This window comes from Saccharopolyspora cebuensis (genome assembly GCF_039542665.1).
Lineage (GTDB): Bacteria > Actinomycetota > Actinomycetes > Mycobacteriales > Pseudonocardiaceae > Saccharopolyspora > Saccharopolyspora cebuensis.
Map to the genome: position 1 here is coordinate 213,744 of NZ_BAABII010000012.1, position 15,362 is coordinate 229,105.

The 15,362-nt window shown below is 72.3% G+C and carries 17 protein-coding genes; 11 read left to right on the forward strand and 6 right to left on the reverse strand.

The genetic code is table 11. The annotated features are described in order from the left end of the window. Positions 1–109 precede the first annotated feature (109 nt). From cysD to ABD976_RS18360, 4 genes are read right to left on the reverse strand one after another with little or no spacing between them, the layout of a single operon-like run. The gene (gene cysD, locus ABD976_RS18345; protein ID WP_345365042.1) at positions 110–1,030 is read right to left on the reverse strand and encodes a sulfate adenylyltransferase subunit CysD; all 921 of its coding nucleotides are present in this window, start codon (positions 1,028–1,030) and stop codon (positions 110–112) included. Positions 1,031–1,075: 45 nt separating this feature from the next. Then, the gene (locus ABD976_RS18350; RefSeq protein WP_345364767.1) at positions 1,076–1,801 is read right to left on the reverse strand and encodes a phosphoadenylyl-sulfate reductase; all 726 of its coding nucleotides are present in this window, start codon (positions 1,799–1,801) and stop codon (positions 1,076–1,078) included. Then, positions 1,798–1,950: an eL43 family ribosomal protein gene (locus ABD976_RS18355; RefSeq protein ID WP_345364769.1), complete on the reverse strand. Its 153-nt coding sequence runs from the start codon at positions 1,948–1,950 to the stop codon at positions 1,798–1,800. Before ABD976_RS18355 ends, ABD976_RS18350 begins: the two co-directional genes overlap by 4 nt. Beyond that, on the reverse strand, positions 1,947–3,644 hold the full coding sequence (locus ABD976_RS18360) for a nitrite/sulfite reductase (RefSeq protein WP_345364771.1): 1,698 nt from the start codon (positions 3,642–3,644) through the stop codon (positions 1,947–1,949). Before ABD976_RS18360 ends, ABD976_RS18355 begins: the two co-directional genes overlap by 4 nt. A gap of 274 nt (positions 3,645–3,918) precedes the next feature. On the opposite strand from ABD976_RS18360, the gene hemW reads away from it, so the two are divergent. Continuing rightward, positions 3,919–5,148, forward strand: a complete 1,230-nt coding sequence (gene hemW, locus ABD976_RS18365; RefSeq protein WP_345364773.1) for a radical SAM family heme chaperone HemW — start codon at positions 3,919–3,921, stop codon at positions 5,146–5,148. A gap of 19 nt (positions 5,149–5,167) precedes the next feature. On the opposite strand, the gene ABD976_RS18370 is transcribed toward hemW, so the two are convergent. Both ABD976_RS18370 and ABD976_RS18375 read right to left on the reverse strand, forming a co-directional pair. Next, positions 5,168–5,461, reverse strand: coding sequence for a type II toxin-antitoxin system VapB family antitoxin (locus ABD976_RS18370; RefSeq protein ID WP_345364775.1), 294 nt, complete (start codon positions 5,459–5,461; stop codon positions 5,168–5,170). A 214-nt stretch (positions 5,462–5,675) separates the two neighbouring features. Further along, positions 5,676–6,020: a DUF4190 domain-containing protein gene (locus ABD976_RS18375; protein WP_345364777.1), complete on the reverse strand. Its 345-nt coding sequence runs from the start codon at positions 6,018–6,020 to the stop codon at positions 5,676–5,678. 400 nt (positions 6,021–6,420) lie between these two features. Here ABD976_RS18375 and hrcA point away from each other — a divergent pair, with 400 nt between their 5' ends. From hrcA to ABD976_RS18425, 10 genes are all read left to right on the forward strand, one after another. Then, positions 6,421–7,443 (forward strand): heat-inducible transcriptional repressor HrcA, encoded by a 1,023-nt coding sequence (gene hrcA / locus ABD976_RS18380; protein WP_345364779.1) that lies wholly within the window; start codon positions 6,421–6,423, stop codon positions 7,441–7,443. A gap of 44 nt (positions 7,444–7,487) precedes the next feature. After that, positions 7,488–8,663, forward strand: coding sequence for a molecular chaperone DnaJ (gene dnaJ / locus ABD976_RS18385; RefSeq protein ID WP_345364781.1), 1,176 nt, complete (start codon positions 7,488–7,490; stop codon positions 8,661–8,663). 3 nt (positions 8,664–8,666) lie between these two features. After that, positions 8,667–9,425: a 16S rRNA (uracil(1498)-N(3))-methyltransferase gene (locus tag ABD976_RS18390; protein WP_345364783.1), complete on the forward strand. Its 759-nt coding sequence runs from the start codon at positions 8,667–8,669 to the stop codon at positions 9,423–9,425. Between the two features lie 335 nt (positions 9,426–9,760). Then, positions 9,761–10,108 (forward strand): histidine triad nucleotide-binding protein, encoded by a 348-nt coding sequence (locus ABD976_RS18395; RefSeq protein WP_345364785.1) that lies wholly within the window; start codon positions 9,761–9,763, stop codon positions 10,106–10,108. A 131-nt stretch (positions 10,109–10,239) separates the two neighbouring features. Then, positions 10,240–11,292 carry a PhoH family protein gene (locus tag ABD976_RS18400; RefSeq protein WP_345364787.1) on the forward strand — a complete coding sequence of 351 codons (1,053 nt, stop codon included), beginning with the start codon at positions 10,240–10,242 and terminating at the stop codon, positions 11,290–11,292. Continuing rightward, positions 11,289–11,852, forward strand: coding sequence for an rRNA maturation RNase YbeY (ybeY, locus tag ABD976_RS18405; RefSeq protein WP_345364788.1), 564 nt, complete (start codon positions 11,289–11,291; stop codon positions 11,850–11,852). The genes ABD976_RS18400 and ybeY overlap by 4 nt, the downstream gene beginning before the upstream one ends. Before the next feature lie 13 nt (positions 11,853–11,865). After that, the gene (locus ABD976_RS18410; RefSeq protein ID WP_345364790.1) at positions 11,866–13,197 is read left to right on the forward strand and encodes a hemolysin family protein; all 1,332 of its coding nucleotides are present in this window, start codon (positions 11,866–11,868) and stop codon (positions 13,195–13,197) included. Further along, the gene (locus ABD976_RS18415; RefSeq protein WP_345364792.1) at positions 13,190–13,522 is read left to right on the forward strand and encodes a cytidine deaminase; all 333 of its coding nucleotides are present in this window, start codon (positions 13,190–13,192) and stop codon (positions 13,520–13,522) included. The genes ABD976_RS18410 and ABD976_RS18415 overlap by 8 nt, the downstream gene beginning before the upstream one ends. 331 nt (positions 13,523–13,853) lie before the next feature. Beyond that, positions 13,854–14,762, forward strand: a complete 909-nt coding sequence (gene era, locus ABD976_RS18420) for a GTPase Era (protein WP_345364794.1) — start codon at positions 13,854–13,856, stop codon at positions 14,760–14,762. A 116-nt stretch (positions 14,763–14,878) separates the two neighbouring features. Continuing rightward, a complete protein-coding gene (locus ABD976_RS18425; RefSeq protein WP_345364796.1) occupies positions 14,879–15,331 on the forward strand; it encodes a CD225/dispanin family protein in 453 nt (150 codons plus the stop codon). The last annotated feature ends 31 nt before the right edge of the window (positions 15,332–15,362 follow it).

Consider the following 15,362-nt stretch of genomic DNA (forward strand, 5'->3'; position numbering starts at 1 on the left):
ACCCATTCCTGGTGATGCGATCGGGCGGTGGGCGGCGTGTCCGTCACCGGGCGCGCGGGACCAGCGGTCCCCCGCCGGGGTCACGCGGCGCGGCGACGGGAACGGTCGATCAGAAGTAGCCTTCGCGCTTGCGGTCCTCCATGGCCGCCTCGGAGATCCGGTCGTCGGCCCGGGTCGCCCCGCGCTCGGTGAGCCGGGAGGCCGCGACCTCGGCGATCACGTCGTCCACCGTGTACGCCTCGGACTCCACCGCGCCGGTGCAGGACCCGTCGCCCACCGTGCGGTAGCGCACGACCTTGTCCACCGGGGCCTCGCCCTCGCGCGGCCCGCCCCACGGCCCGGAGGTCAGCCACATGCCGTCGCGCTGGAAGACCTCGCGGCGGTGCGCGTAGTAGATCGCGGGCAGGTCGATCTTCTCCCGCTGGATGTAGCGCCAGATGTCCAGCTCGGTCCAGTTCGACAGCGGGAAGACCCGGACGTGCTCGCCGGGCCGGTGCTTGCCGTTGTAGAGGTTCCACAGCTCCGGGCGCTGCCGCCGCGGGTCCCACTGGCCGAAGGCGTTGCGCAGGCTGAAGATCCGCTCCTTGGCGCGGGCCCGCTCCTCGTCCCGCCGGCCGCCGCCGAAGACCGCGTCGAACTTGTTGTCGCCGATCGCGTCGAGCAGCGGCGTGGTCTGCAACGGGTTGCGGGTGCCGTCGGCGCGCTCCGCCAGCCGCCCGTCGTCGAGGTAGTCCTGCACCGAGGCCACCACCAGGCGCAGGTCGTCCTGGTCGACCAGTTCGTCGCGGAACTCCAGCACCTCGGGGAAGTTGTGACCGGTGTCGACGTGCAGCAGCGGGAACGGCACCGGCGCGGGCCAGAACGCCTTGCGCGCCAGGTGGACCAGCACGGTGGAGTCCTTGCCCCCGGAGAACAGGATCACCGGGCGGTCGAACTCGCCCGCCACCTCGCGGAAGATGTGCACCGCTTCGGATTCCAGCGCGTCCAGGTTGTCCACCTGGGGCGGCGCGCCCGCGTCGGCCGGGGCGATGTCGAGATCGGTCGTGCTCACGTTGTCCCTCCGAAAGGTCCCGGCTCAGCCGTGCAGTCCGCACTCGGTCTTGCTGGTGCCCGCCCACCGACCGCTGCGCGGATCGGCGCCCGGGGCGGGCTTGTTGGTGCAAGGCTGGCATCCGATGGACGGGAACCCCGCGGGCACCAGCGGGTTCACCAGCACTCCGTGCTCGTCGATGTAGCGGTCCATGTCCTCGTCGGACCAGGCGGCGATCGGGTTGATCTTCACCAGCCCGTTGCGGTCGTCCCAGGTGACGACCGGCGTGCCCGCCCGCGTCGGGGCCTCCACCCGGCGCACCCCGGTCACCCACGCCTCGTAGCGGGACAGGGTGTCGCGCAGCGGCACGACCTTGCGCAGGAAGCAGCAGCGGTTCGGGTCCCGGTCGTGGAGCCGGGGGCCTTCGGCGGCGTCCTGCTCGGCGACCGACCGCTCCGCGGTCGCGTTGACGATGTTCACGTCGTAGACCTGGGCGACGGCGTCGCGGGTGCCGATCGTCTCGGCGAAGTGGTACCCGGTCTCCAGGAACAGCACGTCCACGCCCGGCCGGGCCCGGGCCGCCAGGTCGACCAGCACCGCGTCCTGCATGTTGGACGCGACGATCAGGCCGTCCCCGAAGGTCTCGGCCGCCCAGCGCAGCGCCTCCTCGGCACCGGCCTCGGCCAGGTCCCGCGCGCCCTGCTCGGCCAGCGCGCGCAGCTGGTCGTCACCGCGGCGGACGCCGATGTTCGTGGTGGTCTCGGCAGTCATTCCTCGCTCCCTCCCAGGGCCAGCCCGACGAGCGAGACGGTGAAGACCCGCAAGCAGGCCCGGCACCGCCACGCGCCGACGGGTTCGGCCTCCGGTTCGAGTTCCTCGTCCCCGCAGTACGGGCAGTGGAACGGCTCCGCCCGGCTCATCGGAGGTCGTCCTCCTCGGCCCGGCCCACCCACTGCGCGAACCGCTCGCCCTCGGTGCGCTGGTCGAGGTAGCGGCGCACCAGGCGCTCGACGTAGTCGCCGAGCTCCTCCGAGGTGACCTTGTGGCCGCGCAGCTTGCGGCCGAACCCGGCGTCGAGCGCGAGCCCGCCGCCCAAGTGCACCTGGTACCCGGGCACCTGCGCGCCGTCCGGGCCGGGCACCATCTGGCCCTTCAGCCCGATGTCGGCGACCTGGGTGCGGGCGCAGGCGTTCGGGCAGCCGTTGAGGTTGATGGTGACCGGATCGCGCACGTCGCCCTGGATGTCGGCCAGCCGCCGCTCCAGGTCGCCGATCAGGTCGATGGCGCGTTCCTTCGTCTCCACGATGGCAAGCTTGCAGAACTCGATTCCGGTGCACGCCATCACCCCCCGCCGCCACGGCGACGGGTCGGCGTGCATCCCGAGTCCGGCCAGGTCGGAGACCAGGCCGTCGACCTCGCCCGGCGCGACGTCGAGCACCAGCAGGTTCTGCTCGACGGTGGTGCGGACCCGGCGGGACCCCGCCCGCTCGGCGGCCTTGGCCACCTCGACCAGGGTGGAACCGCTGACCCGGCCCGCCGCCGACTTCGCGCCGATGTAGAAGTTGCCGTCCTGCTGCGGGTGGACGCCGAGGTGGTCGCGGGCGGTCGTGGGCGTCGCCGGCGCCGGGCCGTCGACCAGCGCGCGGCCGAGGTACTCGGTCTCCAGCACCTCGCGGAACTTCTCCGCGCCCCAGTCGGTGACCAGGAACTTCAGCCGGGCGCGGTGCCGCAGCCGGCGGTAGCCGTAGTCCCGGAAGATCCGGACCACGCCGTGCCAGACCTCGGCCACGTCCTCCTGCGGCACCCAGGTGCCCAGCCGCACCGCCAGCTTCGGGTTGGTGGACAGTCCGCCGCCGACCCACAGGTCGTAGCCCGGGCCGTGCTCGGGGTGCTCGACGCCGACGAACGAGACGTCGTTGATCTCCGGCACCGAGTCCCAGCGCGGCGAACCGCTGACCGAGGACTTGAACTTGCGCGGCAGGTTGGACAGCGACGGGTCCCCGATGTAGCGCTCGGTGATCTCGTCGATCGCCGGGGTGCCGTCGATCACCTCGTCGGCCGCGACGCCGGCCACCGGCGAACCCAGCACCACCCGGGGGCAGTCGCCGCACGCCTCGGTGGTGGACAGCCCGACGCCCTCCAGCTTCTCCCAGATCGTCGGCATGTCCTCGACCCGGATCCAGTGGAGCTGCACGTTCTGCCGGTCGGTGATGTCGGCGGTGTCGCGCGCGTAGGTCTGCGAGACCTCGCCGATGGTGCGCAGCTGCTCGGTGGTCAGCGCCCCGCCGTCGACGCGCACGCGCAGCATGAAGTAGGAGTCGTCGAGCTCCTCGGGCTCGATGGTGCCGGTCCGCGCGCCCGGGATGCCCGGGGCGCGCTGGGTGTAGAGACCCCACCAGCGGAACCTGCCGCGCAGGTCACCGGGGTCGATGGAGTCGAAGCCGCGGTGCGCGTAGATGGTCTCGATGCGCTCCCGGACGTTGAGCGGGTTGTCGTCCTTCTTGGAGCGCTCGTTGGCGTTGAGCGGCTCGCGGTAGCCGAGCGCCCACTGACCTTCGCCGCGGGTCTTGCGCTTGCGGGCGGGACGGTTCGGGGCATCCGTCGAGGGGGCCATGAGGTCCGACCTCCGGGAGTGATGCGGGCCGGAGCGCGCCGCAGGCTGCTCCGTCGGCTGCGACGGTTCACCCGGTCGGCGGTCCCGGCGCCGACTGGACAATGCAGAACGCGGCGGCGGGTCAACTGCGGCAGAGCGCGCTGCACACCCGCCGCAGGTCCACGTAGCGGCGGGAGACCAGCAGCAACGCCTGCGCGGTCGTACCCATGCCGGTCAGCGTGCCACGCGGCCACCGGGCGGTCCACCACCATCCGCATGGTGGGACAGTGGTGATGTGCCTGCTCAACCACCGACCGGCGAGCCCGTCCCGGACGACGGCGCGCTGCCCGCCGGAGCGCTGACCGGACTCGGGTCCCGGCCCTTCGGGATCTACGTCCACGTGCCCTTCTGCGCCACCCGCTGCGGCTACTGCGACTTCAACACCTACACCGCCGACGAGCTCGGTTCCTCGGCGGGTTTCGGGAGCTGGCTGGACGGGCTGCGGCGGGAGCTGGAGCTGGGCGCCCGGGTGCTGTCGGCCGGTGGCGCGGCGCCGCCGGCCGCGGAGACGGTGTTCGTCGGCGGCGGCACCCCGTCGCTGCTCGGCGCCGACCGCCTCGGGGAGGTGCTGACCGCGGTGCGCGACACCGTGGGGTTGGCGGCCGGGGCGGAGATCACCACCGAGTCCAACCCCGAGTCGACCTCGCCGGAGTTCTTCGCCGGGCTGCGCTCGGCCGGCTACACGCGGATCTCGCTGGGGATGCAGTCGGCCGCCGCGCACGTGCTGCGGGTGCTGGAGCGCGCGCACACGCCGGGGCGCGCGGTCGCCGCCGCGCGGGAGGCCCGCGCCGCCGGGTTCGAGCACGTCAACCTGGACCTGATCTACGGCACGCCGGGGGAGTCCGACGACGACCTGCGGGCCTCGCTGGAGTCGGTGCTCGACGCGGGCGTGGACCACGTCTCGGCCTATTCGCTGATCGTCGAGGACGGCACCGCGATGGCGCGCAAGGTCCGGCGGGGCGAGCTGCCGATGCCCGACGAGGACGTGCTCGCCGACCGCTACGAGATGATCGACGCGGCGCTGGCCGGTGCGGGCCTGGACTGGTACGAGGTCTCCAACTGGGCCGCGGGACCGGACGCGGCGTGCCGGCACAACATCGGCTACTGGCGCGGCGGCGACTGGTGGGGCGCCGGGCCGGGCGCGCACAGCCACGTCGGCGGCGTGCGGTGGTGGAACGTCAAGCACCCGGCCCGCTACGCCGAGCGGCTCGCGGCGGGGCGGTCCCCGGCGGTGGGCCGCGAGGTGCTCACCGAGGAGGACCGGCGCGTCGAGCGGGTCATGCTGGAACTGCGGCTGGCCACCGGGCTGCGCACCGACGTGCTGGACGAGGCCGGGGTGCTGGCCGCCAAGCAGGCCGTCGACGACGGGCTGCTGCGCGGCGCCGACCTGGACCGCGGGCGCTGCGTGCTCACCGACCGGGGCCGGTTGCTGGCCGACGGGGTGATCGCCCGGCTGATCGGCTGAGCGGCGCGCGGAACGGCGGTCAGCCGAGTTCGAGCACCCGGACGTGCAGCGCGGTGCGCTGGTGCAGCGCCGCCCGCAGCGCGCGGTGCAGGCCGTCCTCCAGGAACAGCTCGCCGCGCCAGCGCACCACGTGCGGGAAGAGGTCGCCGAAGAAGGTCGAGTCGGGGCTGAGCAACCGGTCCAGCCGGAGCACCTTGGTCGTGGTCACCAGGTCTTCCAGCCGCACCTGGCGGGGCGGGATGCGGGACCAGTCCCGGGTGGAGAGCCGGGGCTCGGGATACGGGCGTCCGTCGCGGACGTCCTTGAAGATCACGGTGCACCCCTCGGGCGGCGCGGGCGCCGCGCGGTCGTTCGGCGGCGAGCGCACCGGTGGCGGGCGACCGCGGCCGGTGCCCGCCGGTCGTACCCGCGGCAGGGTACCGCCCGTCCGGGTGAGCCACCGGACGCAGCCTCACCCGGAAGGGTCATGAGTGAGGGGCACCTTCATCCGGCATGGTCGGACGAAGGTGTCCCTCACCTGGTCCGGGTCAGCAGGCCGCGAGTTCGTCGGGGGTCTGGGCGTTCTCGATGCAGCTGCTGTACTGCTGGAGGTCCTGGTCGACCTGCTGCACGGTGACGACGGTCATGACCGTCCACACGATGCACACGACGATCGCGATCCCGCCGGTGATGAGGCCCGCGAGCGCCTGCCCCTTGCCGATCTGCTTCCGGATGCCGATGATGCCGAAGATCACCGCGAGCGGCCCGAGCACCCAGGACACCATCCCGATGACGGGGACGAAGCTGAGCACGACGCCGATGATGCCGAGGATCATCGAGGTGAGCGCCAGGGCGTTCTTCTGGGGCGGGGCGGCGGGCATGGGGTACGACACTGCGTTCTCCTTCTCGGGGTGAGCCCGAGCAGCTCGCCGGGCCTGATCATTGAACCCAGCGGTGGTGATCATCCGCGTCCCAATCGATAGCGTGTGGCGTAGATCACACCCGCTTTGTCCGGGTGACCGTCCGTCGTCGTCCGGGTGCGCTCCGCGGCGGATCGGCGCTCGAACGGGTGGACCAATGGCCCTTATGCTCGGTGGGATGTCCCGCGCCCGGTGCGTCGGCGGAGCCGTCGGTCCCGGTCCGCGCGGACGTCGGTTTGCGCTGGTAGCGATGATGTGCCGGTGCGACACCGTAAACTCGGAGGTGGCGCCGAGGGTCCGCCCGCCGGCTCCCGGCCCGCGCGGTCCGGGGGTCGTGGGCGATCGGTCGGCCGGACGAACAGGAGGTGGCACGGTGAACGCGGATGAACGCCGCTTCGAAGTGCTGCGCGCGATCGTCGCGGACTACGTGTCGACCCAGGAACCGGTCGGTTCCAAGGCCCTCGTCGACCGGCACAACCTCGGTGTCTCCAGCGCCACGGTGCGCAACGACATGGCGGCGCTGGAGGAGGACGGCTTCATCGTCCAGCCGCACACCAGCGCCGGGCGGGTGCCCACCGACAAGGGCTACCGGATGTTCGTGGACCGGCTGCACGAGATCAAGCCGCTGACCTCCGCCGAGCGCCGCGCCATCCAGAACTTCCTGGAAGGCGCGGTCGACCTCGACGACGTGATGCGGCGCAGCGTCCGGCTGCTGGCCCAGCTCACCCGGCAGGTGGCGGTGGTGCAGTACCCGACGCTGACCCGGTCGACGGTGCGGCACGTCGAGGTCGTCACCATCACCCCGGCCCGGTTGATGCTGGTGCTGATCACCAACACCGGCCGGGTGGACCAGCGGATGGTCGACCTCGGCGACGTGATCACCGACGACGACGTGGCCCGCCTGCGCACCGTGCTCAACAGCGCGATGGCGGAGAAGCGGCTGGCCGAGGCCTCGGCCGCGGTGGCGGACCTGCCCGAGCAGGCGCCGGCCGACCTGCGCTCGGCGCTGGTCCGGGTGTCCAGCGTGCTCATCGAGTCGCTGGTCGAGCACCCGGAGGAGCGCATGGTGCTCGGCGGCACGCCCAACCTCACCGCCAACTTCACCGACTTCCCGCACTCGCTGCGGCAGGTGATGGAGGCGCTGGAGGAGCAGGTCGTGGTGCTCAAGCTGCTGGCCGCGGCCCGCGACGCCCGGACCGTCACCGTGCGCATCGGGGTGGAGAACGAAGCCGAGGAGATGCAGACGACCTCGGTGGTGTCCACCGGATACGGTTCGGATGGCATGGTGCTGGGCGGTCTCGGTGTCGTCGGCCCCACCCGGATGGACTATCCGGGCACGATGGCGGCGGTGCGCGCCGTCGCCGCATACGTAGGTGAGATCCTGGACGGTCGCTGACCGCGACCGGGTGCACTCGAACGAGCAGAGGAAGTACGGAGAAGGTGGCCACGGACTACTACGCGACCCTCGGGGTGGCCAAGGACGCAACGCCCGAGCAGCTCAAGCGCGCCTACCGGAAGATGGCGAGGGAGCTGCACCCGGACGTCAACCCCGATGCGGACGCGCAGGCGAGGTTCCAGGAAGTGACGACCGCCTACGAGGTCCTCTCCGACCCGAAGAAGCGGCAGATCGTCGACCTCGGCGGTGACCCGATGTCCTCCGGCGGCGGTGCCGGCGCGGGCGCGGGCGGGGATCCGTTCGCCGGGTTCGGCGGCCTGGGCGACATCATGGACGCCTTCTTCGGCGGCGGTGGCCCCGGTGGCGGCCGCGGGCCGCGCAGCCGCGTGCAGCCCGGTTCCGACGCCCTGCTGCGCCTGGAACTGACCCTGGAGGAGTGCGCGACCGGCGTGAACCGGGACATCACCGTCGACACGGCGGTGCTGTGCGACGCCTGCGACGGCGGCGGCTCCCGCGCGGGCAGCGCCCCGTCGACCTGCGACACCTGCGGCGGCCGCGGCGAGGTCCAGTCGGTGCAGCGCTCGTTCCTCGGCCAGGTCATGACCTCGCGCCCCTGCCCGGTCTGCCGCGGCTTCGGCGAGGTCATCACCGACCCGTGCCAGCAGTGCAGCGGGGACGGCCGGGTCCGGGCGCGGCGCACCATCACCGTCAAGATCCCCGCCGGGGTCGGCGACGGGATGCGGGTGCGGCTCGCGGGCGAGGGCGAGGTCGGGCCCGGCGGCGGTCCGGCGGGCGACCTGTTCGTCGAGGTCGAGGAGCTGCCGCACGAGCGGTTCACCCGCGACGGCGCGGACCTGCACTGCACCGTCGAGGTGCCGATGACCGCCGCCGCGCTGGGCACCACGCTCACCCTGGAGACGCTGGGCGGGGTGAACGAGGAGCTCCGCGTCGAGCCGGGCACCCAGCCGGGCGCCGAGCACGTGCTCACCGGGCAGGGCCTGCCGAAGCTGCGGTCCAACGGCAAGGTCAGCGGCCACGGCGACCTGCACGTGCACCTGGACGTGGTGGTGCCGACCCGGCTGGACGACCAGCAGGCGGAGCTACTGCGCCAGCTCGCGGCGGCGCGCGGCGAGGAGCAGCCGGAGCCGACGGTGACGGCCAACGGCAACGGTCACCGCAGCGGGCTGTTCTCCCGCTTCCGCTCCTTCGGCCAGCGCTGAGCCGTGCCGGACACCTCGCTGCCGGTCTTCGCGGTCGAACGGCTGCCCGGGACCGGCCCGTTCGTGCTGGGCGGCCCGGAGGGCAAGCACGCGGCCGCGGTCCGGCGGTTGCGCCCCGGGGAGCTGCTGCTGCTCTCCGACGGCGCCGGTGGCCTGGCCCGCTGCGAGGTCGTCGAGGCGGCCAAGGACTCGCTGCGGCTGGCGGTGCTCGACGTCGCGCACGTCGAGCAGCCCCGGCTGCGGGTCCGGCTGGTGCAGGCGCTGGTCAAGGGCGAGCGCGGTGAGCTGGCGGTCGAGCTGGCCACCGAGGCGGGCGTGGACGCGGTGCTGCCGTGGCGGGCCGCGCGCAGCATCGCCAAGTGGGACGACGGACCGCGGGGCGCCAAGGCGCTGAACCGCTGGCGCAGCACCGCGGCGCAGGCGGCCAAGCAGGCGCGGCGGGCGTGGACCCCGCAGGTGGACGAGCCGGTGAGCACGAAGCGGCTCGCCGAGGTGGTCCGCGGCGCCGACGGCGCGGTGGTGCTGCACGAGTCCGCTGCGACGCCGCTGGCCGGGGCGCCGCTGCCCGCGTCCGGGGAGCTGCTGGTGGTGGTCGGCCCGGAGGGCGGCATCGGTGCCGAGGAGCTGGCGGTGCTGACCGAGGCGGGCGCCCGGCCGGTGCGGCTGGGCCCGTCGGTGCTGCGGGCGTCGACCGCGGGGGCGGTCGCCCTCGGGGCGCTCGGCGTCCTCACCGACCGGTGGAACGTCACGCAAGGCGACTGAGGACCGCTTTCGCCAATGGCCTGCGTGGCGGTTCCGGTTGCACCGCGTGCAGCGCGGCCTTCTAAGATCAAAAACTTTCGCGTGATTGATGGCGCCCGAACGTGTACCGGCGATACGCTTCGTGGTGAAGGGGTCGCGGCCACGCCGCCGCGGCCACCTCGGGACCGGGTAGCGCACGGGCACCGCTCCCGAGTGCTCGCCGGACACCTCCCCCCTCGGTCCGGTGAGAGCTGCGCCGCAATCGGACAGCCCCCAGACCTGGTTGCGGCGCAGCACTTCCGATCCGGTGGCACGTGCGGGCGATCACCGCGCCCCGGAGGCGATAACCTCGCGGCATGAGCGACGACCTGTTCCTCAAGATCATCGACCGCGAGGTGCCCGCGGACATCGTCCGGGAGAACGACCGGGTGCTCGCCATCCGCGACATCAACCCCCAGGCGCCCACGCACGTGCTGGTCATCCCGAAGACCCGCTACCGCGACGCGGGGGAGCTGGCCGCCGCCGACCCCGCGCTGCTCGCGGAGCTGATCGGCACCGCGCGCGAGATCGCCGAAGCCGAGGGCATCGCCGACTCCGGCTACCGGATGCTGTTCAACACCGGGGCCGACGCGGGGCAGACCATCTTCCACGTGCACCTGCACCTGCTCGGCGGCGAGCAGCTCGGCGCGCTCGCGGGCGGCTGAGCTGTGACGTCCCGCGCATCGGCCGGGCCTCGTCGTGGCCGCAACCGCCTCGACGCGTGCTCTACCATCGGTGGTAGGCAGAACTGACCGCACGACCCGCGCTCACGCGCAGAAAGCAGGCCCGAACACACGTGGCCGGAATCGCAGCGGGTGGAGCCGCAGCCCAGTCCGGAGAGCAGGCCGAGACCGCGACCGCACGTTCGAAGGTGACGGTCCCCGAGGACGTCGTGATGACGTTGCTCGGGTCGCGGGACAAGAACCTCCGAGCCGTGGAGGATCTGCTCGACGCCGACGTCCATGTCCGGAGCAACGAGGTCTCGCTGTCCGGGGAACCCGCCGAGGTGGCGTTCGCCGAACGGGTGTTCGCCGAGCTGATCGCCCTGGTGAGCAAGGGCAACAAGCTGAACCCGGACATCGTCCGGCGCAGCGTGGCGATGCTCTCCGCCGATCACAACGAATCCCCGGCGGACGTCCTGACGCTGGACATCGTGTCGCGGCGGGGCCGCACCATCCGCCCCAAGACGCTGAACCAGAAGCGCTACGTCGACGCCATCGACGACCACACGGTGGTCTTCGGGATCGGCCCGGCGGGCACCGGCAAGACCTACCTGGCGATGGCCAAGGCCGTGCAGGCGCTGCAGGCCAAGCAGGTCAACCGGATCATCCTGACCCGCCCGGCGGTGGAGGCGGGGGAGCGGCTGGGCTTCCTGCCCGGCACGCTGAACGAGAAGATCGACCCGTACCTGCGCCCGCTCTACGACGCGCTGCACGACATGGTCGACCCGGAATCGGTGCCGCGGCTGATGGGGGCGGGCACCATCGAGATCGCCCCGCTGGCCTACATGCGCGGCCGGACGCTCAACGACGCCTTCATCATCCTCGACGAGGCGCAGAACACCACGCCGCAGCAGATGAAGATGTTCCTGACCCGGCTGGGCTTCGGCTCCAAGATCGTGGTCACCGGCGACGTCACCCAGATCGACCTGCCCGGCGGGCAGGTGAGCGGGCTGAAGGTGGTGCAGGGCATCCTCGACGAGGTCGAGGACGTGCACTTCTCCCAGCTCGACAGCCACGACGTCGTGCGGCACCGGCTGGTCACCGACATCGTCAACGCCTACGACCGGTGGCAGGCGGAGCAGGACGCGGGACAGCAGCGCAACGGGCATCGGCAGGGAAGCGCATGACCATCGAGATCGCCAACGAATCCGGCGTCGGGGTCGACGAGACGTCCATCGTCTCCGTCGCCCGCTTCGCGCTCGACCGGATGAGCGTCAGCCAGCTCGCCGAGCTGTCCATCGTGCTCGTCGAGCTGGAGGTGATGGCCGACCTGCACGTGCGGTGGATGGACCTGCCCGGGCCCACCGACGTGATGGCCTTCCCGATGGACGAGTACGACTCGGCGCGCCGCCCCGACGCCGCCGGGGCCGGTCCCGCGCTGCTGGGCGACATCGTGCTCTGCCCGGCGTTCGCCAAGGACCAGGCCGCCAAGGCGGGGCACTCGCTGCTCGACGAGCTGTGGCTGCTCACCGTGCACGGCGTGCTCCACCTGCTCGGCTACGACCACGCCGAGCCGGAGGAGAAGAAGGAGATGTTCGGCCTGCAGGACCGCATCCTGGCCGACTACCGGACCGCCCGGACCGAGGCCGACCGGTTGGCGGCGCAGCGCAGCGCCGACGACCAGCTGCTCGGCGCGGTCGGACTCGACGAGCCGGACCCGCGCGGCGGGTCGACCGGCGCGAGCTGAGGGGCTGACGGCGGTGGAGTGGCTCGATTCCGTCCCGTTGCTCATCTGGGCGGTGCTGCTGGTCCTGGCCGCCGGGGTGTTCGCCGCCTCGGAGTCGGCGATCGCCACGGCCTCCCGGGCGCGCGTCGAGGAGCTGGTCCGGGAGGGCCGGTCCGGTGCCTCGAACCTCGCCCTGGTGCTGGCCGACCGGCCCCGGCACGTCAACCTGCTCCTGCTGCTGCGGCTGGCCTGCGAGATGGGTGCCACCGTGCTCGTCACGCTGGTCGCGGTGCGGGTCGCCGACAGCGACGCGTGGGCGGTGCTGGTGGCCGGGGTGGTGATGCTGGTGGCCTCCTACGTCCTGGTGGGCGTCGGCCCCCGCACCCTCGGCAGGCAGCACCCCTACGCCATCGGCGGAACGGTCGCGGCCCCGGTGCGGGTGCTCGCGCGGGTGCTCAACCCGCTGACCCGGTTGCTGATCCTGATCGGCAACATGATCACCCCGGGCCGCGGTTTCCGCGAAGGCCCGTTCTCCTCCGAGGTCGAGCTGCGCGAGCTGGTCGACCTGGCCGGTGAGCGCGGCGTGGTCGCCGCCGGGGAGCGGGAGATGATCCACTCGGTGTTCGAGCTGGGCGACACGCTGGCCCGCGAGGTGATGGTGCCGCGCACCGAGGTCATCTGGATCGAGCAGACCAAGTCCGCCCGGCAGGCGCTGGCGCTGTGCCTGCGCTCCGGGTTCTCCCGGGTGCCGGTGATCGGCGAGAGCGTGGACGACATCGTCGGCGTGGTGACCCTCAAGGAGCTGGCCCGCGCGGTGCTGGCCGGTCCGATGCCCGGGCCCGACGTCGCCGAGCTGATGCGGCCGGCGACCTTCGTGCCGGACACCAAGCGGGTCGACGAGCTGCTCCGCGAGATGCAGCTCTCCCGCAGCCACCTGGCCATCGCGGTCGACGAGTACGGCGGCACGGCGGGCCTGCTGACCATCGAGGACATCATCGAGGAGATCGTCGGCGAGATCACCGACGAGTCCGACTTGGAGGAGCACCGCCCGGTCGAGGAGCTGCCGGACGGCACCGTGCGGGTCAGCTCGCGGCTGCCGGTGCAGGACCTCGCCGAGCTGTTCGACGTGGAACTGGACGGCTCCGACGTGGAGACCGTGGCCGGGTTGCTGGCCCAGCGGCTCGGGCGGGTTCCGCTGCCGGGTGCGGAGGCCGAGATCGCCGGGCTGCGGCTGCGCGCCGAGGGCGGCAAGGACCACCGGGGGCGGATCCGGATCACGGCGCTGCTGGTGCGCCGGACCGCCGAGCTGGAGCACGCGTCGCCGCTGCGCGTCGCGGAGAAGGAAGGAAGCAACGCCCGTGGCTGAGCTCGATCCCGAGGACGCCAAGATCCTCACCCTGGCGCGGTCGGCGCGCGCCCGCACCGGTGCGGCCGAGGGCGCCGCGGTGCGCGACACCGACGGGCGCACCTACGCGGCGTGCACCGTCGCGCTGCCCTCGCTGTCGCTGTCGGCGTTGCAGGCCGCGGTGGCCGCGGCGGTGGCCAGCGGCGCCGAGGGGCTCGAAGCGGCGGCCGTGGTCACCGACGCCGCCGACGTGGACGCCGGGTCCGCGGCGGCCGTGCGCGACCTCGGCAGCGGCGCCCCGATCTTCCGCGCCGACGCAGGCGGCGAGCTCCAGCACACCCACTGACGCCCCCCGCTCACCCGTTCGATGCGTGAGTGAGGGGCACCCTTGCCCAAGTATGTGGTCCTTTCGGAATGCGGCGGAGCCGCATGCGGTGAGGCACGCAGCCGGCACCGCGGCGGGTTCTCAGCGGTCTTCTCGCGAGGACGCCCTGACGCCGTGTACGCGCTTGTACATGAGGAAGGGCGCCCGGAGCGAGAAGGCCGCTGAGGTTCCGCCACCCGCACCGCCGAGCAGATCTTTCCGAGAGCGGCCCTATCTTGGGCAAGGGTGCCCCTCGCCCATCACGCGGACGGGTGGTGCGCCCGGAGGCGAGCGGGACCGTCACAATGGGGTGGTGACCAGCTCCGCAGATGTCCACCGCTCCGGGTTCGCCTGCTTCGTCGGCAGGCCCAACGCGGGCAAGTCGACGCTGACCAACGCCTTGGTCGGCTCGAAGGTGGCGATCACCTCCAGCAAGCCCCAGACCACCCGGCACGCGATCCGCGGGATCGTGCACCGCCCGGACGCGCAGCTGATCATCGTCGACACCCCCGGACTGCACCGGCCGCGGACGCTGCTCGGCCGCCGGCTCAACGACCTCGTCTACGAGACCTGGTCCGAAGTGGACGTCGTCGGGTTCTGCGTGCCCGCCGACCAGAAGATCGGCCCCGGGGACCGCTACATCGCCGAGCAGCTCGCCAAGGTCGCCCGCCGCACGCCCGTGGTCGGCATCGTCACCAAGGCCGACCTGGTGGGCAAGGAGCGGGTCGCCGAGCAGCTCCTCGACCTCCAGCAGGTGCTGGAGTTCGCCGACCTGGTGCCGGTCTCGGCGGTGGACTCGTTCCAGACCGACGAGCTGTCCGACGTGCTGGTCCGCCAGCTCCCCGAGGGCCCGCAGCTCTACCCGGACGGCGAGCTCACCGACGAACCCGAGTCCACCCTCATCGCCGAGCTGATCCGCGAGGCCGCGCTCGAAGGCGTCCGCGACGAGCTGCCGCACTCGCTGGCGGTGTCGATCGAGGAGATGATCCCGCGCGAGGACCGCGACGACCTGATCGACGTGCACGCGGTGATCTACGTCGAGCGGCAGAGCCAGAAGGCCATCGTGATCGGACGCGGCGGCGAGCGCCTCCGCGACGTCGGCAGCCGCTCCCGGCAGCACATCCAGAAGCTGCTCGGCAGCAAGATCTACCTCGACCTCCACGTCAAGGTCGCCAAGGACTGGCAGCAGGACCCGCGCCAGCTCCGCCGCCTGGGTTTCTGATCACAACTCCCGCACCGGGATCACCGGAACCGGCGGAAACCGGCGCCCATCACGGGTACGTTGCAGCGCGGCAGTCGCGCAGCGGCCGAGCCCGCTCCCACGTCGAAGGAACCACCGTGACCAACCCCTACGGCCCGCCATCGGGCCCCCAACCCGAGCAGCCCTACGGCCAGCAGCCGGGTGGCTACCCGCAATCGGGCCCGATCCCGCAGCAGCCCTACGGCCAGCAGCCTTACGGCCAGCAGCCCTACGGTCAACCGCCGTACGGCCAGCAGCCCTACGGAATGCCCAACTACGGCGTTCCGCCGAACAACAACATCGGGTGGGGCATCGGCTCCATCTTCCTGTGCTGGCCGTTCGCCATCCCGTCGCTGATCAAGGCGACCTCGGTGCAGAACCTGTGGGCGCAAGGCCAGTTCCAGCAGTCGCAGGAAGCCGCCGACGAGGCCAAGAAGTGGGGCAAGATCGGTATCATCGTCGGTGCCGCCGCCTACGGGTTGCTGATCCTGCTCTACGTCGTCCTGATCATCATCGGATTCGCCACGGCCGTGTCCGGCTCGACGTACTGAGGTTCGCGGTCCGCCCTCGCCGGGGCGGGCC

Coding starts and splice junctions, on each gene's coding strand:
- ABD976_RS18350 (WP_345364767.1), bottom strand. CDS start 1,801: ATGACTGCCGAGACCACCACGAACATCGGCGTCCGCCGCGGTGACGAC.
- ABD976_RS18355 (WP_345364769.1), bottom strand. CDS start 1,950: ATGAGCCGGGCGGAGCCGTTCCACTGCCCGTACTGCGGGGACGAGGAA.
- ABD976_RS18395 (WP_345364785.1), top strand. CDS start 9,761: ATGAGCGACGACCTGTTCCTCAAGATCATCGACCGCGAGGTGCCCGCG.
- ybeY (WP_345364788.1), top strand. CDS start 11,289: ATGACCATCGAGATCGCCAACGAATCCGGCGTCGGGGTCGACGAGACG.
- ABD976_RS18360 (WP_345364771.1), bottom strand. CDS start 3,644: ATGGCCCCCTCGACGGATGCCCCGAACCGTCCCGCCCGCAAGCGCAAG.